Here is a 12,542-nt window from a genome sequence, read left to right on the forward strand (position 1 = left end):
CGGTAACGACCCCGAACCGGTGTGTCCGAAAGTGACCTGCGACGGCCTGTGACGGCCCGCGCCGCCCTACGACGGTGCGCTGTCCCGCCGGGGATGCGGCAGGGCGACGCCCCGGCCCACCACCAACGGACCGGCGTCGGCCGGGATGTTGTCGGCGAGCAGCGTGAACGCCTCGTCGAGCGAGTCGGTCTCGCCCAGCCCGGTGAGGGTCGGTACGCCCCGTACGTAGTACCGGTCGTTCTCCAGGTAGTAGACGGTGCCGCCGACGAGGCTGTAGGGCGATTCGCTGCTGAGGCTGAAGTACAGCACCCCGTGGCTGACGCCGACGAACAGACGGCGCAGACGCGGTTCGGCGTACGCGGCGCGGACCACGTCGAGACGGACCAGGTCGTCCGACTCGCCCTCCGCCAGCAGATACTCCCAGCGCGCCGCCACGATCTCCTCGGCGGTGAGGGTGGTGTCGTCCTGTTTCACGGGCTTCTCCTGATCGTGCGCTGTCGCCGGCCCGGCGACCGGGGCGGGGTCCGCCCCGATGGTGCCTCGATTCTCCCGTCCTGGAAAAAAATCTTCGCGAAGTCGCGTCATAGTCGGGCGGCGGGCCGCTCTCACCCGTGTGGGCCCGCGATGGGGCCCTTGGCGACGAGGAGAGAAGGCCCCCATGCACTCCGTGGTGGAACGCGAACTGGAGCTTCGGCTGGTGCTGTCGGCGGAGCGGAGCATCCCGGTGCCCGCGCGGCTGACGTATCGGACGGACGACCCCTATGCCGTGCATATCGCCTTTCATATCGGCTCGGATTCCCCGGTGAAGTGGACCTTCGCCCGGGAGTTGCTGGTGGAGGGGGTGTTCCGGCCGTGCGGGCACGGGGACGTACGGATCTGGCCGACCAAGATGGACGGGCGGAATGTGGTGCTGATGGCGCTCAGCTCACCGGACGGGGACGCGCTGCTGGAGGCGCCGTCGGCGGTGGTGTCGGCCTGGCTGGAACGGACGTTGCGGGTGGTGCCGCCGGGGGCCGAGTCCGGGAATCTCGGTATCGACGACGGGATCGCCGGGCTGTTGGCCCACCACTCGGCGGACGGGCGGGGCCGGTGCGGCGGTACCGAGGGGGACGCGGAGGACGGCGATGCGTGACGCGGATCGCGCGCGGGACGGGGCGTCCACGGCGCCCCGCCCCGTGAGAAGTCCGGTGCGCGGCGGATCAGACGGTGGTGGTCGTGCCCGGCGGGGTGAGGAACTCCAGCGCGTGGCCGTCCGGGTCGTCGACGTAGAAACCCCGGCTGCCCGAGCGGAGGTAGGTCGCCCCGGGCTCCTCGTGCCGGGGGTCGGCCCAGTACGGCAGGCCGCGCTCGACGACCTTCGCGAGGATGGTGTCGAAGAGGGTGTCCGGGACCTGGAAGGCCAGATGCTGGGAGACGATCTCCCCTTCGACGTCGAGATAGTCGAGGGTGAGGCCGTCCTCCAGGGTGAGGGCCGCGAAGGGGCCGTTCTCCCACGGCTCGGAGCTCTCGATGAGTTCGGCGAGGAACTCGGCGCCCCGGAAACGGTCGTGACTCCTGACGATGGTGTGGTCCAGACGGGCGGACATGGCTGCTCCTTCATCGGATTCGGGCGGCGGGCTGTGCTCCGTCGTGGCCGCGCCGGAGACCTCTCCACCGTAGGAGCGGCACCCCTTCCCGGACCATCGGGCCTTCGCCCTAGGGCGCTCGGCCCGCACTCGGACGCCGGGTGCTTAGTTCCTCAACTCCCCCCTCTCCGACCGGAGTCGGACGGCGCGGTGCCGGGTGGGGCTGATGCCGCGCAGCCGTTTGAAGGCGACGCTCAGGGCGAAGGCGTTGGCGTAGCCGACGCGGCGGGCGATCCGCTCCACCGTGTCGTCGGTACCGAGCAGCAGATCGGCGGCCGAGTCCACCCGCCAGGAGGCGAGGTACGTCATCGGGGGCTCGCCGACCTGCTCGGTGAAGTGCCGGGCGAGGGCCGCGCGGGAGACGCCGGTACGGACGGCCAGATCGGCGACGGTCCAGCGGTGGGCGGGCTGTTCGTGGAGGAGCCGCAGCGCCGGACCGGCGACGGGGTGCTCCCAGGCCCGGTACCAGGGCGGCGCCTCGGCGCCCGGGCGGTCGAACCAGGCGCGGAGGGCGGCCAGGAGCATCAGGTCGAGCAGCCGGTCCAGCATCGTACGGCGGCCGGGGCGCGGGGTGCCGATCTCGGTGGTGACCAGGTCGAACAAGGGCCGGTCGAAGTCGGCGGCGGGGACGACGAGGACCTCGGGCAGGGCCCGCAGCAGCCGGTCGCTCACCGTACCCGGGGCGTCGTAGGCGCCGCTGAGCAGGACCGCCTCGCTCCGGGGCGGCAGCCGGGGGGTGCGAGGGTCGCGGGGGTCCTCGCACCCGCCACCGTCATCGCCACCGCCACCGCCACCGCCACCGCCACCGCCACCGTGATCGTGACTCGCCGCCGGTTCGCCCGTGCCGACGACGATCTCCACACCCTCGCCCCCGGCGTCCGGCGGGCAGTACGCGGCGCCGGTGATCAGGGTGCGCGGCGGGGCCCCGGGATCATCGGCGACGGTGTACGCGGCCGGGCCCCGGACCACCGCGACATCGCCTTCCCCGACGGGCACCGGCTCCCCGGCGTCCGGCACGATCCATCCCGCGCCGCGCACCATCGCCAGCAGCGTCAGCGGCGCGCCCCCGTCGAGCCGCAGCGACCAGGGGCCGTCGAGGCAGGCGCAGCGGATCAGGGCGCCCCGCGCCCGTACACCGTCCAGCAGCTCCGCCATGACATCGACGCCGGACGTTTCCGTACCCAAAGGCAAAGCCATAGCCATACGGCCCAGGGTAAGACGCTGAGACATGGAACTGAGAGTGTGAGCGATGGATCGTCCAGCCGATCGGCGATTGGCTGGGGCCATGACACAGCAGACGACACAGCAGACGGCACAGGGGAATCAGGCCGCCCGGCACATCCTGGTCCTCGGCGGGACCGGTACCACCGGGCGCCGGGTCGCCGCCCGGCTCGGGGCCCTCGGTCACACCGTCCGGATCGGCTCCCGTTCCGGCGGGCCCGCGTTCGACTGGGCGGACGACACCACCTGGGGCCCGGTACTGGCCGGGATCGACACGGTGTATGTCGTACCGGCCGATGGCGAGCGGCTGACCAGGCCGTTCCTCGCCCGCGCCGAGGAGGCGGGCGTGGTGCGGGCCGTTCTCCTGTCGGGGCGCGGGGTGGACGTACCGGAGTACATGGGTGACGGAAATCCTTCAGGCGTGACCCATATCGACGGGGACGCGGCGATCCGGGAGACCGGACTGGAATGGACGGTGGTCCGGCCGACCTGGTTCGCGCAGAACTTCAGTGAGGGTTTCTTCCTGGACGCGGTCCGCTCCGGTGAGCTGCGGCTGTCCGCCGGGGACGGCGCGACGCCCTTCGTGGACGCGGAGGACATCGCGGATGTGGTGGTGGCGGCGCTGACCGGGGACGGGCACACCGGCCGGACGTACGAACTCTCCGGGCCGCGCGCCCTGACGTTCGCCGAGGCGGCGGCGGAGATCACCACCGCCTCGGGGCGCCCGGTGCGCTACACACCCGTGGATCCGGCGGAGTTCCGGGCGGGGCTGGTCGCCGACGGGTGGGGCGAGGAGGACGCCCGGTGGTACGACGACTCGCTCTCACCGCTGCGGCGGAACATGGACGCCCATCTCTCCGACGGCGTACGGGAGGCGCTGGGCCGGGCGCCCCGTGACTTCACCGCCTTCGTGACGGACGCGGCGAAGGCGGGGGCCTGGGACTGAGACCTCACAGGGCCCCGCACCCCGGGTCCCGGGGCGCGGGGGCACGGACCCCCGCGCCCCCGCGCCCCACACCCCCACACCCCGCGCCCCCGCACCCCCGTCAGAACAACTTGCCCGGGTTCAGGATCCCCAGCGGGTCGAACGTCCGCTTGATGCCCCGCTGCAACTCCACCCCCACCGGCCCCAACTCCCGGGCCAGCCACTCCTTCTTCAGGACCCCGACCCCGTGCTCCCCGGTGATCGTGCCGCCCAGTTCAAGACCGAGGGCCATGATCGCGTCGAAGGACTCCCGGGCACGCCGGGTCTCGTCCGGGTCGTGGTGGTCGAAGCAGACGACGGGGTGGGTGTTGCCGTCGCCCGCGTGGGCGCAGACCCCGATCGTCAGACCGAACTTTTCGGCGATCGCCGCCGTGCCGTCGATCATCTCGCCGAGCCGGGACCGGGGGACGCAGACGTCGTCGATCATCGTGGCGGGCTTCAGGGACTCCAGGGCGGGCAGGGCCGTCCGGCGCGCCTGGAGGAGGAGTCGCGACTCGGCGGGGTTGTCGGCGGGCACGATCTCGGTCGCGCCGGCGGCGGCGCACAGTTCACCGACCGCGGCCAGGTCGGCCGCCGGGTCCGGGGTGTCGAAGGCGGCCAGCAGCAGCGCCTCGGTGGTCTCGGGGAGGCCCATGTTGCCCAGGGTGTTGACGGCGCGGATCGTGGTCCGGTCCATCAGCTCCAGCAGGGACGGGGTGTGGCCGCTCGCCATGATGGCGCAGACGGCTTCGCAGGCGGCCGCGGCGCTGGGGAACTCGGCGGCCAGAACCAGCTGCTCCGGCGGCTTCGGCCGCAGCGCGAGCACCGCCTTCACCACGATGCCCAGACTGCCCTCGGAGCCGACGAAGAGCCGGGTCAGGTCGTATCCGGCCACGCCCTTCGCGGTTCTGCGGCCGGTGGTCAGCAGCCGGCCGTCGGCGAGGACGACGTCGAGGCCGAGGACGTACTCGGCGGTCACCCCGTACTTGACGCAGCACAGTCCGCCGGACGCGGTGCCGATGTTCCCGCCGATCGTGCACGTCTCCCAGCTGGAGGGGTCGGGCGGATAGGTGAGCCCGTGCTCGGCGACGGCGCGCGCGAGCGCCGCGTTGACCACACCGGGTTCGACGACGGCGATCCGGTCGACCGGGCTGATCTCCAGGACGCGGTCCATCTTGGTGAGGGAGAGCACGATCCAGCCGTCGGCGGCGTTGGCGGCGCCGGAGAGCCCGGTACGGGCACCCTGCGGGACGACGGGGACGCGCAGGGCGGTCGCCGTCCGCATCACGTGCTGGACCTGTTCGACCGTGCGCGGCAGGACGACGACGGCGGGGGTGCCCGCGTCGCAGAAGCTCGCCATGTCGCGTCCGTAGGAGACGGTGACGTCCGGGTCGGTGAGCAGCGCCTCGGGGGGCAGTCCCGCGGCGAGCCGGTCGAGGAGTTCGTCGCGCGAACCGCCGAAGGGCCCGGCGGCCCGGTCGGGGGCTCCGCCCGGCACGGTGACAACGTCGTCGTGATCCATGGTTCCAGCCTCGCACCGACCGCCATCGGTGTGAACCCGTGCCCGCTCGCCCAGGAGGATCGTCGTACCGGAGGGACCTCCGACGCAGCATGGGCGGTATGAGCACTGTGAGCGGAGCGGACGGGCCCGGCGGATTCGACGGATTCGGCGGAACGGGCGACCCGGACCACGACAGGAACGACGAGGCCGATACGCGGGGGCTGCTCTCGGTCCGCCGGCCGAAGGGCGAGGCCGCGAAGAACGCCGCCGTCGGCGCGCTGGTCGCCGCGACCCTGCTCACGGGTGTGGTGCTCGCCGTCCCTTCCGCGCCGGAGGGGCCGCCGCCGCTGCCGGGGCCGCTGGCCCGGGCGCAGACGGCGGCGCAGGCGGGCGCCCCCGCGACCCCGGCCGAGCTGAACGCGCTGATCGCCGACCGGGAGGCGTGGCTGCGGACCCATCCGCGTGACGAGGAGTCGTGGGCGGTGCTCGGGGCGGCGTACGTCGAGCGGGGCGCGCGGCGCGGTGACTGGTCGGCGTACGGCAAGGCGGAGCGGGCGCTGAAACGGTCCCTCACCGTACTGCCGGGGGAACGCGGCAATACGGAGGCCCTGCTCGGTCTCGCCCAGCTGGCCAACGCCCGCGGCGACTTCACGGCCGCCCGGGACTACGCGACGCTGGCCCGCAAGCAGAAGCCGCGCCGCTGGACGGTGCACCGGGCGCTGGTGGACGCGTACGGCGGACTCGGCGACAAGAAGAAGGTGGAGAAGGCCCTGGGCTCGGTCCAGAGCCTGTACGACGGCGCCCAGGCGCGGAGTCTGGCGGCCCGGGTCTACCGCGACCTGGGCTGGCGCGAGGACGCGGCGGCGACCGCCCACGACGCGGTGGGGGCGGCGAACGGTACCGCCGAGAAGGCGGTGGCGCTGTGGTGGCTGGGCGAACTGTCGTGGGAGCGTGGCGAGCCCGCCGACGCGGTGACCAGCTTCGACGCGGCGCTGCGGCTGGTGCCCGAGCTGCACAGGGCGCTCGCGGGGCGGGCGCGGGCGCTGACCGCCCTGGGCCGTACCGACGACGCCGTACGCGACTGGACCGCGGTACTGGCGAGGACGCCGCTGCCGCTGTACGCGCTGGAGGCGGGCGAGCTGTACGAGTCCCTGGGCCGGGACGCCGACGCCGACGCGGCCTACGAACGGGTGCGGGTCCTGGCGGACCGGGCCGCGGCGCACGGTGTGAACGAGGGCCTGGCGCTGGCCCGCTACGAGTCCGACCACGGGGACACGGGCGACGCGGCGGAGGCGGCGCGGCGGCTGAAGGCGGAGTGGGACCGGGGGCTGCGCAGCCCCCGGGCGGCGGACGCCCTGGCCTGGGCCCTGTTCAAGGCGGGCCGGGCGAAGGAGGGTCTGCCGTACGCGGTCCGGGCCACGAAGGAGGGCCCGCGCAGCGCGTGGGCGGCGTACCACCGCGGTGAGATCGAGCGGTCGCTCGGAATGTACGGGGCGGCCCGCCGCCATATCGGCGAGGCGCTACGCACCAATCCGGAGTTCTCGCCCCTGCTGGCCCCCGAGGCCCGCGCGTCGCTGGCGACCCTGGGCGATCCCCCGCCCGGCGGCCCGCGGAAGATGACGGGCCGGGAGGGGCTCGGGGCATCCGGTTCGACGGGCACGCCGGCGGGGCAGCGGCGGTGGCTCGGGACGGCGGGCCCGTCAACGGGTACGGGCGCGGGTACGGGTACGGGCGGTACCCGTTGACGAGTGGGGCCGGGGGCGGGGCCGGGGCCGGTCAGGGCTTGGCGTAGACGATCAGGTTGTCCACGGTGTGGCCCTGGTCGTCGTACGCCCCGTCGCAGGTGACGAGGCGCAGCTCCGGACCGTTGGTGGGGCCGTACACGCGCTGGGTGGGGAAGGCGTTCTTCTTCACGGTCTCGGTGCCGGTGACCGTGAAGACCCGGGTCCCGCCGCGCTCGTCGCGGATCGTGATCTTCGAGCCCTTGGTCAGCTTCTTGAGGTTCCAGAAGACGCCTGGCCCGTTGCGGGTCTCGTTGTGCCCGATGACGACGGCGGCCCCCTTCTGCCCCGGGATCGCGCCGCCGGTGTACCAGCCCGCCGTCATGCCCTTGTCCGGGGGCGGCACCTCCACGGTCCTGTCGGCGTTGAGCCCGAGGGGCATCAGGGCGCTGTCGACCCCGATGGCGGGAATGGACACCCGGACGGGGTCGGCGGCGGACGCGGGCTTCTTCCCCCCGGCCGGCTTCCCGTCGGCGGGCTTCCCGGCAGGTGTGGTGGTACGCGTATCGGTTGACGCGGTCGAAGCGGTTGAACCGGACGAGCCGGACGAGCCGGATGAACAGCTCGTCAGGGCGAGGGCGCAGACCACGCCGACGGCGAGCCGGACGAGCGCGCGCTGACGGCGCATCGGATGACCTCCTGGGTGTTCTTCGATACGGCGATACGGCGATACGGGGTTACGGCGCGGGAACCCGCGGCGGTGACGGGGAACCGCCGCGGGTGACCGGTGACCGGTAACCGGTAACCGGTGACCGGTGACCGGTGACCGGAGTCCGATGGGGGTCGGATCAGCGCGCGTCGCCGTGCGCGGCGCGGCGGCGCAGCACGACGGTGCCCGCGGCGGCGAGGCCGAGGGCGCCGATCGCGGAGCCCGCGACCAGGGCGGTGGAGTTGGTGCCGCCCTGCTCGGCGACGGGCTGCTCACCGGCGGCGACGCCGCCGCGCGGGGTCACGGCCGGGTCGAGGCTCACGGCGTCCTTGCGGTCGGTGACCTTCTGCTTGAGGCAGAGCTCGACGACCTTGTCCGCGGACTTGTCCTTGGCGGTGGGCGTGACGCGGCAGTCGCCGGCCTCGCCGGCCTTGACGACCTCCACCTTCGGCGTCGGGTTGCTGTCGGCGACGGCGGCCGTGCCGCCGGCGAGCACGGCCCCGAGGGCGGCGGCGGTGACGGCGAAGGCCCGAAGGGCGCGGCGAGAGGAGTAAGCGGTCATACGGTGGGCTCCGTTTCGGAAGGCTGGATCGGTACGGCCCCAGGCTCACCAACGCGTATGAGGAACTTGTCAGACTCTCGTCGCCCCGCTGTCAGCCTTCCCGGCGATCCTGTAACGGACGGGTGCCGTCGCCGGCGGGGGCGACGGGCAGCCGGAGGGTGAAGACGGAGCCCTTCCCGGGTGTGCTGCGCGCCGATACCGAGCCGCCGTGCGCCTCCGCGAGTCTGCGGACGATCGCCAGACCGAGACCGCTGCCGCCGGTCCGCCGGTTGCGCGACTTGTCGGCCCGCCAGAAGCGGTCGAAGACGTACGGCAGGTCTTCGGCGGCGATCCCGGCGCCGGTGTCCGCGACCTCGATCGTCAGCGCCTCGGGCCCGTCCGGCGCCGCCCGCAGGGTGACGGAGCCGCCGCGCGGGGTGTGGCGTACGGCGTTGGAGACCAGGTTCCCCACGGCCTGCCGGAGCCGTACGGGATCCGCCGCCAGCTCCGGCAACTCCTCCTCCACCGGGTCGGGGACGGCGACCGTCAGCCGGACGCCCGCCGTTTCGGCCCGGGGTGTGTGCGCGGCGGCGACCTGGGCGAGCAGGTCCCCGGCCCGTACGGGCTCGGGCCCGAGCCGCAGCTCACCGGCGTCCGCCTGGGCCAGGTCCTGGAGGTCGTCGATGATGTGCTGGAGCTGGACGGCCTCTTCGAGCAGCAGGGAGACGAACGCGGCGTCGGGCTCGGCGATCCCGTCCTGCGCGCCCTCCAGCCAGCCCCGGATCGTACTCAGCGGTGTACGCAGTTCATGGGCGACGTCGCCGACCATCTCCCGCCGCTGGTTCTCCAGCCGGGCGCGGTGGGCCGCCATGTCGTTGAACGCGGCGGCCAGCCGGCCGATCTCGTTGTCGGACCTGACGGGTACGGGTACGGGCGCCGCGCTCTCGCCGCTCTTCATCAGCTGGGCGGCGGATGTGAGCGCCCGCAACGGCCTGACCAGCCGGGTCGCGGCCAGCACCGAGGCGCCCACGGTCAGGGCGAGGACGAGGGCCGCGACGCCCGCGATCCGGGCGGTGTTGTCCGGGGAGAGGTCGAAGCCGGGGACGGTGGCGCCGCCGTCGTGGTCGCCGATGTAGAGCTGTGCGGGCGCGGATACGTAGGAGCCGAGCTGGTCGCGGCGGGCGGCGTCGACGCAGTTCTCGACGATGCTGTCCACCTTGTGCGGGGTGCGGACGCCCCCCTGGACGATCTCGATCCGGGGCTTCTCCCCCGCCGCCTCGGCGGCCCGCTTGCGGGGCTCGTCGAGCATGACCATGGACGGCGGCTCCTTCTGCGCGGCGTCACCGACGACGATCCGGGGCTCCCCCTCCACGCCGTGTTCGAGCCGGAGCGGGATCGGATCGCGGTCGTTGCGGCGGAGGCAGGCGTCGGAGAGCTTGTTCAGCTCGGTGATCGCCGTGCGCTCGGTGGCCGACAGCGGCGCCGCCCGCCCCAGACCGCACAGCCCCCGGCCGTTGACGTCGGTGCCGTAGTCGATGGAGGTCGTCAGATCCGCCGCGCCGACGTAGGAGCGTCCGGCGGGGGTGGTGAGGCGCTCGGCGGTGATGTCGAAGTCCCGCAGACAGGACACGATCGAGTCGGTGGCCTTACGGGAGCGTTCGCGTTCGGCCGCCGTCAGCCGGAAGGGTCCGACGGCGCGCGGGTCGATACCGCCCTGTCCGCCGCCGCCGGTACTGATCGGGCTGCGGGTGCCGGAGTTCTGGCCCTCCCGGTCGGCGGCCTGGACGAGGGCGATATCGGTATTGAGGGGGTTGATGACGGCGGAGGGGATCTCGGGCAGCTCGGGCGGCGGCCGTTCGGTCGCCGAGTCGGCGATGACGAGCCCGGTCCGGGGGTTGACGAGCGCGATCCGCCGGTCGTACGTCTTCGACAGCTCGGCGACCTGCCGTTCGACACCGTCCCACTGGGCGTTGGTGGCGGCGTGGCCGAGGAGGTCGCGGTAGATCCGGGCGTCGTCGGCCAGGTTGCGGCCCTGTTCGCGTTTGATGGCCCCGGATGTGGTCTGGGCGGCGAGCCAGGCGGTGGCGGCGACGGAGCAGACGGCGACAAGAGCGGAGACGGTCAGCAGTCGCCACAGCAGGCTCTTGCGCAACGGCAGCCGTCCGGCGTCGCGCGCGGCCCGCGCCTTACGAGGCACGGCCGCCGCGTCCCGTACGACCTTGCGCGGTACCGCTTTGTCCTGCATCGCTTCGGGCGGGCTCCGGGTCCACCAGCTTGTAGCCGACGCCGAAGACCGTCACCAGCCGCTGCGGCTTCTTCGGCGCCGGCTCGACCTTCTTCCGCAGATTCATGACATGGACGTCCACGGTCCGGTCGCCGATGTAGCGGGTGTAGCCGTGGAGTTCCTGCAGGAGCCGCTGGCGGGTGAAGACCCGGCCGGGCTCCGCCGCCATCGCGGCCAGGATCCGGAACTCTCCGGGCGTGCACTCGATCCGGCCGCCGTCGACGGTGACCTCGTGCCGCTCCGGGTCCACGACCAGCGCCCCGACGGTCAGCAGGTTCTCGTCGACGGCCGGGGCGACGGCCGCGGGCCGGGCCGTCCCCCCGGCCCGCCGCAGCAGGGTACGGACCCGGGCCATCAGCTCCCGGGGGCTGTAGGGCTTGGTCATGTAGTCGTCGGCGCCGAGGTCGAGCCCGAGCAGCAGATCGTCCTCGGTGGAGCGGGCGGTGAGCATCAGGACGGGCAGCTCGTACGACTCGGCCCGCAGGATCCGCAGCACGTCGAGGCCGTCGATCCTCGGCATCATCACATCGAGGACCAGCAGATCCGGTGGCCGGTGGCGGACGGCCTCGACGGCCGCGCGCCCGTCGTCCACGAGCGTGACGCTGTGGCCTTCCCGCAGAAGGTAGCGGCGGACCAGTTCGGCCTGCTTCTCGTCGTCCTCGGCGATCATCACATATGCGCACACGCCGACGATCGTATGCAGAGGCGGAGATCGAACGCGGGGGCGGTACGGAACCGGTGGCCCGTACCGCACCCTGTGTCAGAGGTTGCCGCGCTTCTCCTGCTCGCGCTCGATGGCCTCGAACAGCGCCTTGAAGTTGCCCTTCCCGAAGCCCATCGAGCCGTGGCGCTCGATCATCTCGAAGAAGACCGTCGGCCGGTCCTGGACCGGCTTGGTGAAGATCTGGAGCAGATAGCCGTCCTCGTCGCGGTCGACGAGGATCTTCAGCTCCCGCAGGGTCTCGACGGGGACGCGGGTCTCTCCGGCCCACTCGCCGAGGGTGTCGTAGTACGAGTCGGGGGTGTCGAGGAACTGGACGCCGCCCGCGCGCATGGCCCGTACCGTCGCGACGATGTCGTTGGTGGCGAGCGCGATGTGCTGGACACCGGCGCCGCCGTAGAACTCCAGATACTCGTCGATCTGGGACTTCTTCTTGGCGATCGCGGGCTCGTTGATCGGGAACTTGACCTTGAGGGTGCCGTCGGCGACGACCTTCGACATCAGGGCGGAGTACTCGGTGGCGATGTCGTCGCCCACGAACTCCTTCATATTGGTGAAGCCCATGACCTTGTTGTAGAAGCCGACCCACTCGTTCATCCGGCCGAGTTCCACATTGCCGACGCAGTGGTCGATCGCCTGGAAGGTCCGGCGGGCCGGGGGCGCCACGACCGGGTCGGCGGCGGCGAAGCCGGGCAGATAGGGGCCGTCGTAACCGGACCGCTCGACCAGGGTGTGCCGGGTGCTGCCGTAGGTGGCGATCGCGGCGAGTACGACGGTGCCGTGCTCGTCCTTCACCTCGTACGGCTCGGTCAGGCCGGTGGCGCCGTGCTCGACGGCGTAGGCGTACGCGGCCCGGGCGTCGGGCACCTCGATGGCGAGGTCGACGACGCCGTCGCCGTGGGCCGCGACATGGTCGGCGAGGAAGCCGCCCCACTCGGTGGACCGCTTGATGACGGAGATGAACACAAAGCGGGCCGAGCCGTTCTCCAGGACGTAACTCGCGCTCTCGCGGCTGCCGTTCTCCGGTCCGGAGTAGGCGACCAGCTTCATGCCGAAGGCGGTGGAGTAGTAGTGCGCGGCCTGCTTGGCGTTGCCGACGGCGAACACGACCGCGTCCATTCCCTTCACCGGGAAGGGGTCGGCCTCGCGCGCGGTGGTGGGGTGGTGATCGATGGTCTCAGTCATAGTCGCAGACTCCACCCGTTCCACAAGGTGCGCAATAGTTCGTCATTCCCCTGGGCAATCTGCCCACCCC

General features: G+C 72.6%; 12 protein-coding genes. 3 read left to right on the forward strand and 9 right to left on the reverse strand.

The genetic code is table 11. The features are described from left to right. Window positions 1-66: 66 nt before the first annotated feature. Complete coding sequence (locus ACFXG1_RS02370; RefSeq protein ID WP_384709368.1) at window positions 67-474, reverse strand: DUF6193 family natural product biosynthesis protein; 408 nt, start codon at window positions 472-474, stop codon at window positions 67-69. Between the two features lie 184 nt (window positions 475-658). Between ACFXG1_RS02370 and ACFXG1_RS02375 the strand changes: the two genes are divergently transcribed. Then, window positions 659-1,132: an SsgA family sporulation/cell division regulator gene (locus tag ACFXG1_RS02375; protein WP_384709365.1), complete on the forward strand. Its 474-nt coding sequence runs from the start codon at window positions 659-661 to the stop codon at window positions 1,130-1,132. Between the two features lie 67 nt (window positions 1,133-1,199). Here ACFXG1_RS02375 and ACFXG1_RS02380 read toward each other — a convergent pair whose 3' ends face one another. Both ACFXG1_RS02380 and ACFXG1_RS02385 read right to left on the reverse strand, forming a co-directional pair. Further along, a complete protein-coding gene (locus ACFXG1_RS02380; protein ID WP_384709362.1) occupies window positions 1,200-1,586 on the reverse strand; it encodes a VOC family protein in 387 nt (128 codons plus the stop codon). Between the two features lie 144 nt (window positions 1,587-1,730). Next, complete coding sequence (locus tag ACFXG1_RS02385) at window positions 1,731-2,828, reverse strand: AraC family transcriptional regulator (protein ID WP_384709359.1); 1,098 nt, start codon at window positions 2,826-2,828, stop codon at window positions 1,731-1,733. 82 nt (window positions 2,829-2,910) lie between these two features. Here ACFXG1_RS02385 and ACFXG1_RS02390 point away from each other — a divergent pair, with 82 nt between their 5' ends. Further along, a complete protein-coding gene (locus ACFXG1_RS02390; protein WP_384709356.1) occupies window positions 2,911-3,792 on the forward strand; it encodes an NAD(P)H-binding protein in 882 nt (293 codons plus the stop codon). A 100-nt stretch (window positions 3,793-3,892) separates the two neighbouring features. Here the strand turns inward: ACFXG1_RS02390 and ACFXG1_RS02395 are convergent, their stop codons facing one another. Further along, window positions 3,893-5,332, reverse strand: coding sequence for an FAD-binding oxidoreductase (locus ACFXG1_RS02395; RefSeq protein WP_384709353.1), 1,440 nt, complete (start codon window positions 5,330-5,332; stop codon window positions 3,893-3,895). 98 nt (window positions 5,333-5,430) lie between these two features. Here ACFXG1_RS02395 and ACFXG1_RS02400 point away from each other — a divergent pair, with 98 nt between their 5' ends. Beyond that, the gene (locus tag ACFXG1_RS02400; RefSeq protein ID WP_384709350.1) at window positions 5,431-7,056 is read left to right on the forward strand and encodes a tetratricopeptide repeat protein; all 1,626 of its coding nucleotides are present in this window, start codon (window positions 5,431-5,433) and stop codon (window positions 7,054-7,056) included. 31 nt (window positions 7,057-7,087) lie between these two features. On the opposite strand, the gene ACFXG1_RS02405 is transcribed toward ACFXG1_RS02400, so the two are convergent. The 5 genes from ACFXG1_RS02405 to hppD all read right to left on the reverse strand — a co-directional run bounded on the left by ACFXG1_RS02405 (window position 7,088) and on the right by hppD (window position 12,472). After that, window positions 7,088-7,720, reverse strand: coding sequence for a class F sortase (locus ACFXG1_RS02405; protein WP_384740378.1), 633 nt, complete (start codon window positions 7,718-7,720; stop codon window positions 7,088-7,090). 160 nt (window positions 7,721-7,880) lie between these two features. Beyond that, window positions 7,881-8,303, reverse strand: a complete 423-nt coding sequence (locus tag ACFXG1_RS02410; protein WP_384740381.1) for a hypothetical protein — start codon at window positions 8,301-8,303, stop codon at window positions 7,881-7,883. A 91-nt stretch (window positions 8,304-8,394) separates the two neighbouring features. Further along, window positions 8,395-10,527, reverse strand: a complete 2,133-nt coding sequence (locus ACFXG1_RS02415; protein WP_384714885.1) for a sensor histidine kinase — start codon at window positions 10,525-10,527, stop codon at window positions 8,395-8,397. Then, the gene (locus ACFXG1_RS02420) at window positions 10,469-11,236 is read right to left on the reverse strand and encodes a response regulator transcription factor (RefSeq protein ID WP_384714906.1); all 768 of its coding nucleotides are present in this window, start codon (window positions 11,234-11,236) and stop codon (window positions 10,469-10,471) included. The genes ACFXG1_RS02415 and ACFXG1_RS02420 overlap by 59 nt, the downstream gene beginning before the upstream one ends. A gap of 90 nt (window positions 11,237-11,326) precedes the next feature. Next, window positions 11,327-12,472, reverse strand: coding sequence for a 4-hydroxyphenylpyruvate dioxygenase (gene hppD, locus ACFXG1_RS02425; RefSeq protein ID WP_384714888.1), 1,146 nt, complete (start codon window positions 12,470-12,472; stop codon window positions 11,327-11,329). Window positions 12,473-12,542 lie beyond the last annotated feature (70 nt).

Origin of the sequence: Streptomyces sp. NPDC059248 (assembly GCF_042753905.1) — a bacterium.
In the GTDB taxonomy this organism is placed as follows: Bacteria; Actinomycetota; Actinomycetes; order Streptomycetales; family Streptomycetaceae; genus Streptomyces.

Coding starts and splice junctions, on each gene's coding strand:
- ACFXG1_RS02375 (WP_384709365.1), top strand. CDS start 659: ATGCACTCCGTGGTGGAACGCGAACTGGAGCTTCGGCTGGTGCTGTCG.
- ACFXG1_RS02380 (WP_384709362.1), bottom strand. CDS start 1,586: ATGTCCGCCCGTCTGGACCACACCATCGTCAGGAGTCACGACCGTTTC.
- ACFXG1_RS02385 (WP_384709359.1), bottom strand. CDS start 2,828: ATGGCTATGGCTTTGCCTTTGGGTACGGAAACGTCCGGCGTCGATGTC.
- ACFXG1_RS02390 (WP_384709356.1), top strand. CDS start 2,911: ATGACACAGCAGACGACACAGCAGACGGCACAGGGGAATCAGGCCGCC.
- ACFXG1_RS02395 (WP_384709353.1), bottom strand. CDS start 5,332: ATGGATCACGACGACGTTGTCACCGTGCCGGGCGGAGCCCCCGACCGG.
- ACFXG1_RS02400 (WP_384709350.1), top strand. CDS start 5,431: ATGAGCACTGTGAGCGGAGCGGACGGGCCCGGCGGATTCGACGGATTC.
- ACFXG1_RS02405 (WP_384740378.1), bottom strand. CDS start 7,720: ATGCGCCGTCAGCGCGCGCTCGTCCGGCTCGCCGTCGGCGTGGTCTGC.
- ACFXG1_RS02410 (WP_384740381.1), bottom strand. CDS start 8,303: ATGACCGCTTACTCCTCTCGCCGCGCCCTTCGGGCCTTCGCCGTCACC.
- ACFXG1_RS02415 (WP_384714885.1), bottom strand. CDS start 10,527: ATGCAGGACAAAGCGGTACCGCGCAAGGTCGTACGGGACGCGGCGGCC.
- ACFXG1_RS02420 (WP_384714906.1), bottom strand. CDS start 11,236: ATGATCGCCGAGGACGACGAGAAGCAGGCCGAACTGGTCCGCCGCTAC.
- hppD (WP_384714888.1), bottom strand. CDS start 12,472: ATGACTGAGACCATCGATCACCACCCCACCACCGCGCGCGAGGCCGAC.